The following is a 14,424-nucleotide window of genomic DNA, read 5'->3' as shown; positions in this document are numbered from 1 at the left end:
TTCCACCAGCACGGCCGGGCCTCCGGCCTACCACGTCAGGGCGCAATGCTGGTATCCCGGATCGGCCTTGTTTGGGATACCAAACCGGGATACGCCGATCACCTGACGCAGGAACGGCGCCATGTCACAGATGCTGCAAATCCACGACCAGCTCCGGGAAATGATCCTCTCACTCGACCTCGGCCCCGGCGAACGGCTGACCGAGCGCTGGCTGGAGAGCCGGTTCGAGGGATCGCGCACTCCGATCCGCGCCGCGCTGGTGCGGCTCGAAGGCGAAGAGCTGGTCCGCCGCGACGGCCGCAACTGGATCGTCGCGCCGATCGACCTCGGTGAGCTCGAAGCGCTGGCCGAGTTCCGGATCCCGCTGGAGACGACGGCCGTCCGTCTCGCCTGTGCGCGCGCGAGCGCGGCCGACATCGCCGCGATCGAAGAGATGCTCGATGCCTGCCAGTCCGGCGCGCCGCGCGAGGAATGGCACCGGGTCGGCACGGATTTCCATGTCGAGATCGCGCGGCTCTCCGGCAACCCCTTCATCGTCAAGGCGATCAAGGGCGCCATGACCCGGCTGTCGCGGGCGCGCTGGCTCGAAGTGTGGACCGAACCGTCGCGCGAGCAGGCTTGGCGCGAGCACCGCCGCATCCTCGGCTTCATCGAGGCCAACGATCCGGAGGTCGCCGCGCGCGAAGCCGCCGATCATATCAAGGACACCCGCGATCGCCTGCTGCGTTCGCTGAACGAGGATCGCCGCGGCCTGCGGGCGCGCGGCTTCGCCGTGATCGGGCTGCGCTGACATGGATATGGAAGTCGATCGCGAAGCCCTGCTCGACGCGGGCCCCTGGAAGCGCAACCTGATCGTCTGCGTGTTCGGCTCCTTCACGACCATCGTCGGCATGACCCTGCTGCTGCCGTTCCTGCCGCTCTATGTCGAGCAGCTCGGCGTCACCGATCACGCCGCTATCGTGCAATGGTCGGGTATCGCCTATGGCGCAACCTTCTTCAGCGCGGCACTGACGGCGCCGCTGTGGGGCCGGCTTGCCGATCGCTACGGCCGCAAGCTGATGCTGATCCGCGCCAGCCTCGGCATGGCGATCGCGATGTCGCTGATCGGCATGGCGCATAACGTCTACGAGCTGGTCGGCTTGCGGCTGCTGACCGGCCTGCTCGGCGGCTACGCCTCGGGCTCGACCGTGCTGGTCGCGGCGCAGACGCCGAAGGCGCGGTCCGGCTGGGCGATCGGCGTGCTGTCCGCCGGCATCATGGCCGGCAGCCTGGTTGGTCCGTTGATCGGCGGCGTGCTGCCGAACCTGATCGGCATCCGCGCGACCTTCTTCCTGATCGGCGGCGTGATCTTCTTCACCTTCCTCGGCACCACCTTCCTGATCCGCGAGGAGCCGCGTCCGAAGACGGCTAAAGGTAGCAAATCGCGCGGCGGCTGGGCGCTGGTTCCGGACAAGCGCCCCGTCATCGCGATGTGGGGAACCGGCCTGCTGCTGATGATCGCCAACATGTCGATCGAGCCGATCATCACGGTCTATGTCGCCCAATTGGTCGAGGCGCCACAGGTCACGTTCGTGGCCGGGCTCGTGATGTCGGCTGCGGCGTTCGGCAGCCTGTTGTCGTCGTCGCATCTCGGCAAGCTCGCCGATCGCGTCGGCCACTGGCGGATCATCACCATTTGCCTTGCGGTCTCCGCGCTGCTCCTGATCCCGCAGGCTTTCGTGGTCAGCGGCTGGCAGCTGATCCTGCTGCGCTTCCTGATGGGGCTCGCGCTCGGCGGCCTCTTGCCCTGCATCGCCAGCGTGATCCGGCACAACGTCCCCGACGCCGTCACCGGCAGCATGCTCGGCTACTCGATCTCGGCGCAATATGCCGGCCAGGTGATCGGCCCGCTCGCCGGCGGATTCATCGGCGGCCATATCGGCATGCGCGCGGTGTTCCTCGGGACCAGCGTGCTGATGGCGCTCGGCGCGCTCGGCAATTTCATGGTCGAGAAAAAAGAGTAGTCGGCCTCGACCGAGCCCCCTCGCTCGCAAACCGCCAAAACAAAAACGGCGCCCGAAGGCGCCGTTTTCTATTTCAACTGGAGCTCGCGTCAGTGCGCCGTCAGGCCGCCGGACGCTTCATCCGAAGCATCGGGCTTGACGTCGACCTTGCTGGTCTCCTCTTCCCAGACGATCGGCGCGGGCACGCGGACCAGCGCCTTGGCGACGACCTCATCCAGCCGCGAGACCGGGATGATCTCCATGCCGCCCTTGATCGCATCGGAAATCTCCGTGAGATCCTTGGCGTTGTCCTCCGGGATCAGCACAGTCTTGATACCGCCGCGAGCGGCAGCCAACAGCTTCTCCTTCAGACCGCCGATCGGCAGCACGCGACCGCGCAGCGTGATCTCGCCGGTCATCGCGACATCGTGGCGGACCGGAATGCCGGTCATGACCGAGATGATCGCAGTGGCCATCGCCACGCCGGCGGACGGACCGTCCTTCGGCGTTGCGCCCTCCGGCACGTGAACGTGGATGTCGCGCCGGTCGAACATCGGCGGTTCGATGCCGTAGGTGATCGCACGCGAGCGGACGTAAGACGCCGCCGCCGAGATCGATTCCTTCATCACGTCGCGCAGATTGCCCGTGACCGTCATCTTGCCCTTACCGGGCATCATGACGCCTTCAATGGTCAACAGCTCGCCGCCGACATCGGTCCAGGCCAGACCCGTGACGATACCGACCTGATCCTCGTCGTCGATCTCGCCGAAGCGATACTTCGGAACGCCGAGGAACTCTTCGATATTCGCCTCGGTGACCTTCACCGACTTCTTCTTGGAGATCATCAGCTCCTTCACCGCCTTGCGGGCGAGTGTGGAGAGCTCGCGCTCCAGGTTACGCACGCCCGCTTCGCGGGTGTAGCGGCGGATCATCAAGAGCAGGGCCGCGTCGTCGATCGACCATTCCTTGGAGTCCAGACCGTGCTTGGAGAGCGCGCTCGGGATCAGATGCTTGCGCGCGATCTCGACCTTCTCGTTCTCGGTGTAGCCGGCGATCCGGATGATCTCCATGCGGTCCATCAGCGGGCCCGGAATATTCAGCGTATTCGCGGTCGTGATGAACATCACGTTGGACAGGTCGTAGTCGACCTCCAGGTAATGGTCGTTGAAGGTCGAGTTCTGCTCGGGGTCGAGGACCTCGAGCAGCGCCGACGACGGATCGCCGCGGAAATCGGCGCCCATCTTGTCGATCTCGTCCAGCAGGAACAGCGGGTTCGAAGTCTTCGCCTTGCGCATCGACTGGATGATCTTGCCGGGCATCGAGCCGATATAGGTGCGACGGTGACCGCGGATCTCGGCCTCGTCACGCACGCCGCCGAGCGACACGCGCACGAACTCGCGCCCCGTAGCCTTGGCGATCGACTTGCCGAGCGAGGTCTTGCCGACGCCGGGAGGCCCGACCAGGCACAGGATCGGTCCAGTCAGCTTGTTGGCGCGCGACTGCACCGCGAGATACTCGACGATGCGGTCCTTGACCTTCTCGAGCCCGTAGTGATCGGAGTCCAAGACCGCCTGCGCGGCCTCGAGGTCCTTCTTGACCTTGGACTTCTTGCCCCACGGGATCGACAGCAGCCAATCCAGATAGTTGCGCACGACGGTCGCTTCCGCGGACATCGGCGACATCTGGCGCAGCTTCTTCAGCTCGTGCTGGGCCTTCTCGCGCGCTTCCTTGGACAGCTTGGTCTTGGAGATCTTCTCCTCCAGATCGGCCAGCTCGTCGCGACCTTCGTCGTCGCCGAGCTCCTTCTGGATCGCCTTCATCTGCTCGTTCAGGTAATACTCGCGCTGGGTCTTCTCCATCTGGCGCTTGACGCGCGAGCGGATGCGCTTCTCGACCTGCAGCACCGAGATCTCGCTCTCCATCAGGCCGAGCACCTTCTCCAGGCGCTGCGTGACGGACAACGTCTCCAGGATGCCCTGCCGATCGGCGATCTTGACCGCGAGATGCGAGGCGACGGTGTCGCCGAGCTTGGCGAAATCGGTGATCGCCTGGACCACGCCGACGACCTCGGCGGAGATCTTCTTGTTCAGCTTCACATAGCTTTCGAAGTCGGACACCACCGACCGCGCCAGCGCCTCGGCCTCGACCGAGTTGGCGTCCGTGTCGGCGAGCGCAACCGCGGTCGCCTCGTAATATTCGCTGCGGTCGGAATACTTCTCGACCCGCGCGCGCTCGAGGCCCTCGACCAGCACCTTCACGGTGCCGTCGGGCAGCTTCAGCAGCTGCAGGACGCTGGCGAGCGTACCGGTCTCGTAAATTGAATCGGGAGCCGGATCATCGTCGGACGCGTTCTTCTGCGTCGCGAGCATGATCAGCGCGTCGTTCTTCATCACCTCTTCGAGGGCGCGGATCGATTTCTCGCGGCCGACGAACAGCGGCACAATCATGTGCGGGAAGACGACGATGTCGCGGAGCGGCAGCACCGGATAGGAGTGGCTTTCGCCGTGGACGATCGTTGGCCGGGGTTTTGAAGTCGTCATGGCCTATTCCTTTTGTTTTGCCCCCTTGCACGCAGTCCGCCTGCTTGCGCAACCGCCACAAGGTGCCTTGGTGATCCGGAACGAGAATGCCGTCAGCAGCCGCTTATTCCGCATCGTGAAGCGACGAATCTCAACGCGTGAGACCCCTCGCTGATAGCATTAGGTGGCTATCCGGCAGGGGGGTGTCAAGTCCGAGAAGTGCCGGGAAATATAGGCTAAACAAGCATTTGCGGCTACGCCGCAAGAGCGCTGCTGCTGCGCCACAGCGGCCGCCGGATCGCCCGGCAGCCGTGCATTTTTGGCGGGTCGGAGACCGCGCTCTTACGCGCTCGCGCTGCTCTCGACGGCGCGGTCGGAACGATCCGCGTAGATGTAGAGCGGACGCGCCGTTCCCTCGACCACTTCGCGCGAGATCACGACTTCCTCGACGCCTTCCAGGCCCGGAAGGTCGAACATGGTCTCTAGCAGGATGCTCTCCAGGATCGACCGCAGGCCGCGCGCACCGGTCTTGCGCTCGATCGCCTTGCGGGCGACCGCGCCAAGCGCCTCGTCGGCGAAGGTCAGCTCGATGTTCTCCATCTCGAACAGCCGCTGGTACTGCTTCACCAGCGCGTTCTTCGGATCGGTCAGGATCTTCTTCAGCGAGGTCTCGTCGAGGTCCTCCAGCGTCGCGACGACGGGCAGACGGCCGACGAATTCCGGAATCAGGCCATACTTCAACAGGTCTTCCGGCTCGACGTGACGGAAGATCTCACCGGTACGGCGGTCCTCCGGCGCAAGCACCTGCGCCGCGAAGCCGATCGAGGTCGAGCGGCCGCGCGCGGAGATGATCTTCTCGAGGCCCGAGAACGCACCGCCGCAGATGAACAGGATGTTGGTGGTGTCCACCTGCAGGAACTCCTGCTGCGGATGCTTGCGGCCGCCCTGCGGCGGGACCGAGGCCACCGTGCCTTCCATGATCTTCAGCAGCGCCTGCTGGACGCCCTCGCCCGACACGTCGCGGGTGATCGAGGGATTGTCCGACTTGCGGCTGATCTTGTCGATTTCGTCGATGTAGACGATGCCGCGCTGCGCACGCTCCGACGTTGTAGTCGGCGGCCTGCAGCAGCTTCAGGATGATGTTCTCGACGTCCTCGCCGACATAGCCGGCCTCGGTCAGCGTCGTCGCATCGGCCATGGTAAACGGAACGTCAAGGATGCGCGCCAGCGTCTGCGCCAGCAGCGTCTTGCCCGAACCGGTCGGACCGATCAGCAGGATGTTCGACTTCGCGAGCTCGACGTCGTTGTGCTTGGTCTGATGGTTGAGCCGCTTGTAGTGGTTGTGGACGGCGACCGACAGCACCTTCTTGGCATGGCTCTGGCCGATCACGTAGTCGTCCAAAACCTTGCAGATCTCCTTCGGCGTCGGGATGCCGTCGCGCGACTTCACCAGCGAGGACTTGTTCTCCTCGCGAATGATGTCCATGCACAGTTCGACACACTCGTCGCAAATGAAGACAGTCGGTCCGGCAATCAGCTTGCGAACTTCATGCTGGCTCTTGCCGCAGAACGAGCAGTATAGCGTGTTCTTGGCGTCGCTCGTGCCGACCTTACTCATTCATTATCTCCGTCCGCCGTTCGATCTTGTTTGCCAGATCGACCCAATCCGGCACAAAACCGGGGTCTTGGGTAGATAGAGCAAATTCCGTACCAAAAAAGACCCTACGCAATACTGACCGTTGCAATCACGGTTTATTCGAATCTCCGCGATCATAGTCGATGCATTACAGCCAACCATGCTGGCATCCGACTATCAAGAATTCGCTAATCGGATGGCCGGCTCAAGACCGTGACAATACCGTGATTTTCCACGACCGCACGTGGAATACACGTCGAAATCCACGGAACGTTGCGGGATTACCACGCCGGCCAATGAGCACGAAAGCGGAACTTTCCGCTCCCGCCCATGCACTTGCGGGGTACTCCGCCGTCCCCCGCTTTGCCGGGTATGTGAGGCGTCAATGTGGTGGTCACACCAACGCCTCGGGATCTCTGCCAGGATCAGGCGGCCTTCGCGGAGGCCGGATCCTCGGGACGCTTGTCGATCACCTTGTCGACGAGGCCGAACGCCTTGGCGTCCTCGGCGGTGAGGAACTTGTCGCGCTCGAGCGCGTCCTCGATCGCCTTGTAGGTCTGGCCGGTGTGCTTCACGTAGATCTCGTTGAGGCGCTTCTTGAGATTCAGGATCTCCTGCGCGTGCAGCATGATGTCGGTGGCCTGGCCCTGGAAGCCGCCGGAGGGCTGATGCACCATGATGCGGGAATTCGGCAGCGTGAAGCGCATGTCCTTCTCGCCGGCTGCCAGCAGCAGCGAGCCCATCGAGGCCGCCTGCCCCGTGCACAGCGTCGACACCGGCGGACGGATGAACTGCATCGTGTCGTAGATCGCAAGGCCCGACGTCACCACGCCACCCGGCGAGTTGATGTACATCGAGATTTCCTTCTTCGGATTCTCGGCCTCGAGGAACAGGAGCTGCGCGACGATCAGCGTCGACATGCCGTCTTCCACCGGGCCGGTGACGAAGATGATGCGCTCTTTCAAGAGGCGCGAGAAAATGTCGTAGGCGCGTTCGCCGCGATTGGTCTGCTCGACGACCATCGGCACGAGGTTCATGTAGGTTTCAACGGGATCGCGCATGGAAGAACCCAGGGGTTAGGGGTGATGCAGAACTTTGCTCAAGACGACACTTTGCTCAAGACGACTTGGCTTAACGCTTAACCCAGATATGGGCCAATTTCCGGCCGACAAGACCGGGCAGCTGGCCGCACTACCCATCTGGGCAGGTCGCAGGAGTTCAAGCTGATTCGCGTCCGCACGCCTAGCGACGGGAGCCGTCGCGAGGCGCGCTTTCGCGGTTCATCATTAACGCGAGGTGCCGGAATTAAGCGGCAGTTTTCTCGGCGTCGTCTTCATCCTTGAACAGCTCTTCCTTGGTGACCTTCTTCTCGGTCACATTGGCGAGCTCGAGCACGAAGTCGACGACCTTGTCCTCGTAGATCGGGGCGCGGAGCTGGGCCAGCGCCTGGGCATTGCTGCGGTAGTAGTCCCAGACTTCCTTCTCGCGGCCGGGCGTCTGGCGCGCGCGCTCGATCACGGCACGCGACACCTCGTCGTCGGTCACGGTGATCTTGTTCTTCTCGCCGATCTCCGACAGCACGAGGCCGAGGCGGACGCGGCGGTCGGCGATCTTGTGGTACTCTTCCTTGGCCGCTTCCTCGGTGGTGTTCTCGTCGGCGAAGGTCTTGCCGGACGAGTCCATCTCGGCCTTGATCGAGTTCCACATCAGGTTGAACTCTTCGGCGACAAGCGACGGCGGCGCCTCGAATTTGTGGCTCTCGTCGAGGCGGTCGAGCAGCGCGCGCTTGACCTTCTGGCGGGTCGCGCCGGCGAACTCGGCCGTCAGGCGCTCGCGCATCAGCTCCTTCAGCTTGTCGAGCGACTCGAGGCCCAGCGTCTTGGCGAACTCCTCGTCGACCGTGACCTCGCCGGGCGCCTCGATCAGGGTCGCGGTGGTCTCGAACTCGGCCGGCTGGCCGGCGAGCTTTTCGTTAAGGTAGTTCTTCGGGAACGGCACCATCAGCGTGCGGGTCTCGCCCGCGCCGATGCCGGTCAGCTGCTCCTCGAAGCCCGGAATGAACTGGCCGGCGCCGAGCACGACCTGGATGCCCTCGCCGGTGCCGCCCTCGAAGGCCTCACCGTTGATGGTGCCCTTGAAGTTGATGGTGACGCGATCGCCCTTCTCGGCCTTGGCCCCCTCGGCCTTGGCGTTGTACGGGCGGCTACCCTCGGCGATCCGCTTGATGGCATCGTCGACGTCGGCGTCGGAGACCTCGACCACCGGCTTCTCGACCGAGAACGACTTGAAATCGGCGAGCTGGATCGGCGGCACGACTTCGATCGCGACGGTGTAGGTCAGGTCGGTCTTGCCCGACAGCAATTCCTCGACCTCGGCCTTCTCGGTCGGCATCGTGATCTTCGGCTCGCCGGCGAGGCGGAAGCCGCGATCCTCGAAGATCTGCCGGTTGGTGTCGCTGATGGTCTGGTCGATGGTCTCGGCCATCACCGAGCGGCCGTAGATCTTCTTCAGATGCGCCACCGGCACCTTGCCCGGACGGAAGCCGTTGAGACGGACCTTGTCCTTGAGGTCGACCAGCTTGGCGCCCGCCTTGGCATCGAGATCGGATGCCGGAACGCTGATCTTGAATTCGTGCTTCAGTCCCTCGTTGAGGGTCTCGGTGACCTGCATGGTATCAATCTTCTTCCGCTTTTGCCGCGGCTTGAAGCAGCCGTGGCAGTGTTCAATCTGTGCGACGCTTAAGCCTTGCGGCCTGACGTCTGTGGGTTCGGCGAACCCTCGACCCCTTCGGGGCCCAAGGTTCTCCAAGAAATCGTCATGCAAACGCTGTAAGCGCTTGGTGCGGGCGGAGGGACTCGAACCCCCACAACTTTCGTCACTGGAACCTAAATCCAGCGCGTCTACCAGTTCCGCCACGCCCGCGCGAAAAGCATCCAGTCCGGCCGCGATGCCGCGGGCGGCCGGGCTTATAACATGCGCCCACCGGTTCGCAGCAAAAAAATGGCCACTGGAGAGCCCGCCCTGCGACCGATCGCGACTGGACAGGTACCCTCTAAAATGGTCCGCATCGGCCGGATGGCAAGTCCCGCAACACGTCCCGAATTTTCGCTCACCCGGCGCCACCTGATGGCCGCGCTCGGCGCCGCGGCGCTTTGCCCGGCATGGCCTGCGACCGGCTCGGCACAGGGCCGCGCCGCGGTCGCGCTGGTGGCCAAAACCGACCGCATCGCGCTGCGTCCGGACGGCCCGGAAACCCCGGTCTGGTCGCTCGGCAGCGGCGAGCTGCGCTTCAAGCGCGGCGAGCTGCTCGATGTGACCTTTGGCAACGAGCTGCCGGTCTCGGCCGCGCTCGATTGCCGCGGGCTCGATGGCATCCCGGCCGCGGAGCCGCTGGCCTCGCGGGCGCCCCTCGCCACAGGAGCAAAGGATACCTTCCAGCTGCCGCTCCGCCATGCCGGCACCTTCCTGTGCACGCCGCTGCTCGGCGATGGCGGAGCGGCGCCGACGCGGCCGCGCCCGCTGATCGTCACCGGCGCTTCCCCGGTCGCGGTCGATCGCGACGAGGTCTTGCTGATCGAGGAATGGCGCCTGCGGCCGGACGGCAGCGCGATCCCGCCCGGCAGCGATCCCAAGGATTCGACGCCAATTCATACAATTAACGGCAAAATCTCATACGAGATCTCGGCACCGGCCAATACCCGGCTCAGACTCCGCTTCATCAATGGCAGCCAACGCAGCGTGCTGGCGGTCAAGCTGGAGAACCTCGACGTCCGGGTGATGGCGATCGACGGCCAGCCGGCCGAACCGTTTTCGGCCCGCAACGGTGCCCTGGTGCTGGCTCCCGGCAGCCGTACGGATGTATTTGTCGACGCGGCCGGGCCGGCCGGAACCGGCTTTCCGATCCTGCTGCATGACGGCAAGCAGGCGCGCCCGGTCGGCAAGCTCATCGTCTCGAACGAACCGCCGATCCGGCCGGCGCCGTTCCCGCCCGCGCCGCCGCTGCCGGGTAACGACATGCCGGCCGCGCTCGACCTCAAGAGCGCCGCACGATTCGATCTCGCGCTCGGCATGCCGACCGATTGGTTCCGCCCTGCGGAGTTCAAGCCGTCGGCCGCGCCGGCGTTTCAGGCCAAAGCCGGCCGGCCGGTGGTGCTGGCGCTGACCAACCGCGGTGCGATCGCCAGCGTCTTTCGCCTGCACGGCCACCACTTCCGTCTGCTCGATCGGCTCGACGACGGCTGGAAGCCGTTCTGGCTCGACACGCTCGCGATCGAGCCCGGCCAGACCCAGCGCATCGCCTTCCTCGCCGAGTATCCCGGCCGCTATCTGATCGAGCAGGTCGCAGCCGATTGGGCCGCGCCCCGGCTCGTCCGATGGTACAGTGTCCAATAACAACAAGGGGAAACGTCCATGGGCCAGACAGTTGCGGCGATCCGCGGAGTGAAGGCGCGAAGCGTCGTGGTGCCGCTCAAGCGTCCGGTGAAGAACGCCTTCGGCGTGATCGATTCCGGCCCGCTGGTCCTGATCGATGTCGAGACCGATCAAGGTGTTACCGGCCGTACCTACATCTTCGCCTACAGCAAGCTCACGCTTAACCCGCTTTGTTATCTGATCGAGGAGATCGGCCGCGAGCTCATCGGCAAGCCGGTCGCGCCGTTCGACCTGATGAAGGCGATGGACGCCAGGTTTCGGCTGCTCGGCTCGCAAGGCCTGGTCGGCATGGCGGTGTCCGGCCTCGACATGGCCTATTGGGACGTGCTCGGCCAGCTCGCCGGCCGGCCGCTGGTCGAGCTGCTCGGCGGCTCGGCAAAGCCGATCAGGGCCTATGACAGCTACGGCGTGGTCGATCCGGTGGCTGACGAGCGCGCGCTGCGCCGTTCGCTCGACCAGGGTTTTCGCGGCATCAAGATCAAGGGCGGCGACGGCGATGCCGCCAATGACGAGCGCGTCGTCAAGGGCGTGCGCGCCCTGCTCGGTCCCGACATCGCGCTGATGATCGACTTCAACCAGTCGCTCGATCCGGCGGAAGCGACCCGCCGCATCGCCCGGCTTGCCCCCTACGATCTGCACTGGATCGAGGAGCCGGTGCCGCAGGAAAGCCTGTCCGGCCACGCCAAGGTCCGCGAGACCTCGCCGACGCCGATCCAGGCCGGCGAGAACTGGTGGTTTCCGCGCGGCTTCGCCGAGGCTGTCGCCGCCGGCGCATCCGACTTCATCATGCCCGACGTGATGAAGGTCGGCGGCGTCACCGGCTGGATGCAGGTCGCGGGACAGGCCGATGCCGCCTCGATCCCGATGTCGAGCCATCTGTTCGCCGAGGTCAGCGCGCATCTGCTGGCGGTGACGCCGACCGCGCACTGGCTCGAATTCCTCGACTTCGCCGGCGCGATCCTCACAAGGCCCGCCGAGATCATCGATGGCGCGGTGACCGCGCGCGGTCCGGGGCTCGGCATCGAGTGGAACGAGCCGGCGGTGGCGAAATATCTGGTAAGCTAGATTCGATCCAGTCTCATCGCGCTTTGGCGCGTCGAAATGGGTGAGGAGCCCGGAGGTCGTGCCAGTTCCCCCGCGCCTTTCGACCACCTCATTCGGCAAGTCCCTGGTGTTGTCGAGGCTCGTCCTGACCGGCCTGATCGCCGCATGCCTCACCGGACCGGCGTCCGGCAAGGATCGCGACGACGACAGCGGCAACTCGAACGCGGCGCCGAATATCTATCTCGATTTGCGGACAAGCTACGCAACGGTGCCGGCCGGCGCCCTGCCGGTCGGTTTCGGCAGCCCGGCTCTCTTCAGCGCGCTGCAGTCGCTCGCGCTTGCCAAGGGCGGCTCGCTTCCCGCGAGCGTACCCCTGCCATCCCGCCAATCGCTTGCCGTCGATTTCCCCTTGACGGTGGATGTCTCCGATACGGTCTCGCTCTACGCCGGCATGTCCGGCACGACGACCTACGGGCCAGCGCAGGGTTGGTCACCCTTCGACGCCACCAGTTGGAACGTCGGGTTCCAGGCGGACCTCTACAGTCAGAACGGCGGCTCGATCCCGACCATCACCTGGCAATCGACGTTCACCCAGACAATCCCGAACGGGCCGACGGCCACGACGACCTTCAACAACATTCTCGAGTTCGACTACGCCTTCGATGAGGACGCGACACGGGGAATGCTGGCGGGCATCCAGGACACCCGCGTCGAGGTCGCGACCGCGTTGGCCAGGATCCATCCGAACGTCATCGGCTATGTCGGCGGCTATTATCAGTGGCCGAGCAATTGGAAATTCACCGGCCGCGCCGGCGTGCAATACTTTGGCGGCGCGCAGCTCCTGAGCTTCGCGCCGATCCAGTCCTTCACCCAGCCCATTCTCAGGCTCGATCTCGATCGGATGGACGACAACGACAATCGTCTGTTCGGGGTCACGGCCCAGATCATATGGGTACCGAAGCCATCCTATCAGCTGACGCTGAGAACGCCGCTTTATCTCGTGCGCAAGTGATGCAGCCTGCCGCTCTCGCAATCATGAATCGGCGGATGGGCGGCGGCTGCCCACCGGCGATCATGCGCTTCACCTTTGGCACGCATTGATGTAGGCCAACAGGACATCGGAGCGCCCAATGTCCACCACCAACAAGCTGACGCTCAAATTCCGTTGCCCGGCGGAGCTTGAGGGACTGATTCCGCGGCCCATCCCGGCGGCCCAGGGTGTTCCCGACTGGCTCAAGGCGATGCCGGCGACGGCGTTCTCCTCGATCAACCTGCACGACGAGGACACCATCAAGCGCTGCCCGCCATTCGTCGATGCGATGACCTGCGGATTCCTGCTGCCGCTGGTCTGCGATCTCAAGATCGAGGACGGCGAGATCACCTGGGACCACGACCTGCCGCCGGGAGGCACGCCCGAATTCCCGCGCTCGCCGATCGGATTTCACGACCCCGGTCAGGTCACCGGCACCCCGCTGTTCGAAGAGGGCCGCTTCTTCCTCAAATTCCACAATCTGTGGACCGTCGAAGCGCCCGAAGGCTACGCGGTCTACTTCACGCATCCCGTCAACCGTTTCGACCTGCCGTTCACCACGCTCACCGGCCTGGTCAATTCCGATCTCTATGCCGACAATTGGGTGCATTTCCCGGCGTACTGGCACGACAGGAATTTCAGAGGCGTCCTGCCCAAGGGCACTCCGATCGCGCAGTGCATTCCGGTGAAGCGCGACAGCTGGACCGCGCAGGCATCGCCGTTCACCACGGATGAAGCCAAGCGCGTCGGCGAATTTCGCGGCGAGCTCAAGCGCGAGCCCAACCTCTACCGCAGAAAATTCAGGGCTTGACGCACGACGGGGTGTCGTCCGCTGCGCTCAGCCTGCGTCACCACCGAGGAATTTCGCGGCCGCGCGCTGCGAGAAGAAGAAGCGGCCATGCGACCCCGCGGCCATGACGAATGCCGCGCGTCCCAATAGCTGGGGCTGCCCCCGGACGACGGCACGCAGCGCCGCCTCGGCTGCGCCGCGCTCACCCTGTTCGAACAGGGATGACGCGAGATGGGCACGGGTCAAGCGGTCGTCCGGATACAGCGCGAGCGCGCGGCGCAACGCATCCGCGGCCGCGGCGTAATCACCATGAAGGATCAGGACTCGCCCGAGCTGGCTAAGGACGTCGGGACGTTCCGGTGCAGCCCGATGCGCGGCAGTGAGGACGCTCACAGCCCGCTCGATCCGGCCGGCATCGTGCAACAGGCGCCCCAAATCGTACTTCAGGTCGACGCTGTCAGGAGCCAGCGCAAGGGCGGCCTCGATCGTGCCGATCGCCTCGTCGTAGTCACCGGCCTTGGCGAGCTGGCCGGCGAGTTCCCGGAACGAGGGGAGGTATGGCGGCCGGCGCGCTGCCGTGCGGCGAAGCTGCGCAATCCCGTCCGGCGCGCGACCCGCGCCACACAGCAACGCGCCAAGCAGGGTTTCAACCTCGCCGTCCTCGCCGCGGCGCGCAACCCGCTCGAGCGGCGCGATCGCCTCGTCGCCTCGCTTCTGCCCCATCAGTGCATGCGCCAGCAGCAGCGCGGCGTGCCGGTCCGTGCGGTTCGATTTCAGGATGTTGGTCGCGATCTGCTCGGCCTGAGCAAACTGCTGCGCCCGCAACGCCAATGCGCCTTGTTGCAGCGCCTGAGCAAGGAAATTGTTCTGCCTGCCACTCACGAGCGAGATTCACGGTGCCGAAGGAATTTCCTGCGCGTTTAGCCCGCATCCCGCGACGCGTCCACCAAAAGTATCGTGAGACATGGCCACGAGCCGATGTTCGCATGCAC

At 64.7% G+C, this 14,424-nt stretch carries 10 protein-coding genes, 1 tRNA gene and 1 pseudogene; 6 read left to right on the top strand and 6 right to left on the bottom strand.

All coding sequences use genetic code 11. The features are described 5' to 3' along the window. The first annotated feature begins 121 nt into the window (after positions 1–121). On the top strand, positions 122–790 hold the full coding sequence (locus ACVW17_RS25950; RefSeq protein WP_456754515.1) for a GntR family transcriptional regulator: 669 nt from the start codon (positions 122–124) through the stop codon (positions 788–790). 1 nt (position 791) lies between these two features. Then, positions 792–2,003 (top strand): MFS transporter, encoded by a 1,212-nt coding sequence (locus ACVW17_RS25945; RefSeq protein ID WP_456798015.1) that lies wholly within the window; start codon positions 792–794, stop codon positions 2,001–2,003. 89 nt (positions 2,004–2,092) lie between these two features. Here ACVW17_RS25945 and lon read toward each other — a convergent pair whose 3' ends face one another. The 5 genes and pseudogenes from lon to ACVW17_RS25920 all read right to left on the bottom strand — a co-directional run bounded on the left by lon (position 2,093) and on the right by ACVW17_RS25920 (position 9,059). Then, positions 2,093–4,522, bottom strand: coding sequence for an endopeptidase La (gene lon, locus ACVW17_RS25940; RefSeq protein WP_456754514.1), 2,430 nt, complete (start codon positions 4,520–4,522; stop codon positions 2,093–2,095). A gap of 321 nt (positions 4,523–4,843) precedes the next feature. After that, positions 4,844–6,119 (bottom strand): annotated as a pseudogene (gene clpX, locus ACVW17_RS25935) (ATP-dependent Clp protease ATP-binding subunit ClpX). A 443-nt stretch (positions 6,120–6,562) separates the two neighbouring features. Next, entirely contained in the window at positions 6,563–7,198 is a 636-nt protein-coding gene (locus tag ACVW17_RS25930; RefSeq protein WP_076857756.1) for an ATP-dependent Clp protease proteolytic subunit, read from the bottom strand. A 244-nt stretch (positions 7,199–7,442) separates the two neighbouring features. After that, on the bottom strand, positions 7,443–8,807 hold the full coding sequence (gene tig, locus ACVW17_RS25925; RefSeq protein WP_456754513.1) for a trigger factor: 1,365 nt from the start codon (positions 8,805–8,807) through the stop codon (positions 7,443–7,445). A gap of 167 nt (positions 8,808–8,974) precedes the next feature. Further along, positions 8,975–9,059 (bottom strand) — tRNA-Leu (locus ACVW17_RS25920). A gap of 135 nt (positions 9,060–9,194) precedes the next feature. Between ACVW17_RS25920 and ACVW17_RS25915 the strand changes: the two genes are divergently transcribed. The 4 genes from ACVW17_RS25915 (at position 9,195) to ACVW17_RS25900 (ending at position 13,453) form a co-directional block, all read left to right on the top strand. Next, a complete protein-coding gene (locus ACVW17_RS25915) occupies positions 9,195–10,529 on the top strand; it encodes a multicopper oxidase family protein (RefSeq protein WP_456754512.1) in 1,335 nt (444 codons plus the stop codon). An 18-nt stretch (positions 10,530–10,547) separates the two neighbouring features. Next, positions 10,548–11,633: an enolase C-terminal domain-like protein gene (locus ACVW17_RS25910; protein WP_456798014.1), complete on the top strand. Its 1,086-nt coding sequence runs from the start codon at positions 10,548–10,550 to the stop codon at positions 11,631–11,633. A 58-nt stretch (positions 11,634–11,691) separates the two neighbouring features. After that, positions 11,692–12,624, top strand: a complete 933-nt coding sequence (locus tag ACVW17_RS25905) for a hypothetical protein (RefSeq protein WP_456798013.1) — start codon at positions 11,692–11,694, stop codon at positions 12,622–12,624. 118 nt (positions 12,625–12,742) lie between these two features. Further along, positions 12,743–13,453 carry a hypothetical protein gene (locus ACVW17_RS25900; RefSeq protein WP_456798012.1) on the top strand — a complete coding sequence of 237 codons (711 nt, stop codon included), beginning with the start codon at positions 12,743–12,745 and terminating at the stop codon, positions 13,451–13,453. Between the two features lie 27 nt (positions 13,454–13,480). On the opposite strand, the gene ACVW17_RS25895 is transcribed toward ACVW17_RS25900, so the two are convergent. Then, positions 13,481–14,314, bottom strand: coding sequence for a tetratricopeptide repeat protein (locus ACVW17_RS25895; RefSeq protein WP_456754506.1), 834 nt, complete (start codon positions 14,312–14,314; stop codon positions 13,481–13,483). Between the last annotated feature and the right edge of the window lie 110 nt (positions 14,315–14,424).

Source organism: Bradyrhizobium sp. USDA 4473 (assembly GCF_054063335.1).
This window is presented reverse-complemented; position numbering and strand designations above follow the sequence as displayed.

Bases quoted from the DNA above. Each gene is read 5' to 3' on its own strand.
- ACVW17_RS25950 (WP_456754515.1), top strand. From the start codon at position 122: ATGTCACAGATGCTGCAAATCCACGACCAGCTCCGGGAAATGATCCTC.
- ACVW17_RS25945 (WP_456798015.1), top strand. From the start codon at position 792: ATGGATATGGAAGTCGATCGCGAAGCCCTGCTCGACGCGGGCCCCTGG.
- lon (WP_456754514.1), bottom strand. From the start codon at position 4,522: ATGACGACTTCAAAACCCCGGCCAACGATCGTCCACGGCGAAAGCCAC.
- ACVW17_RS25930 (WP_076857756.1), bottom strand. From the start codon at position 7,198: ATGCGCGATCCCGTTGAAACCTACATGAACCTCGTGCCGATGGTCGTC.
- tig (WP_456754513.1), bottom strand. From the start codon at position 8,807: ATGCAGGTCACCGAGACCCTCAACGAGGGACTGAAGCACGAATTCAAG.
- ACVW17_RS25915 (WP_456754512.1), top strand. From the start codon at position 9,195: ATGGTCCGCATCGGCCGGATGGCAAGTCCCGCAACACGTCCCGAATTT.
- ACVW17_RS25910 (WP_456798014.1), top strand. From the start codon at position 10,548: ATGGGCCAGACAGTTGCGGCGATCCGCGGAGTGAAGGCGCGAAGCGTC.
- ACVW17_RS25900 (WP_456798012.1), top strand. From the start codon at position 12,743: ATGTCCACCACCAACAAGCTGACGCTCAAATTCCGTTGCCCGGCGGAG.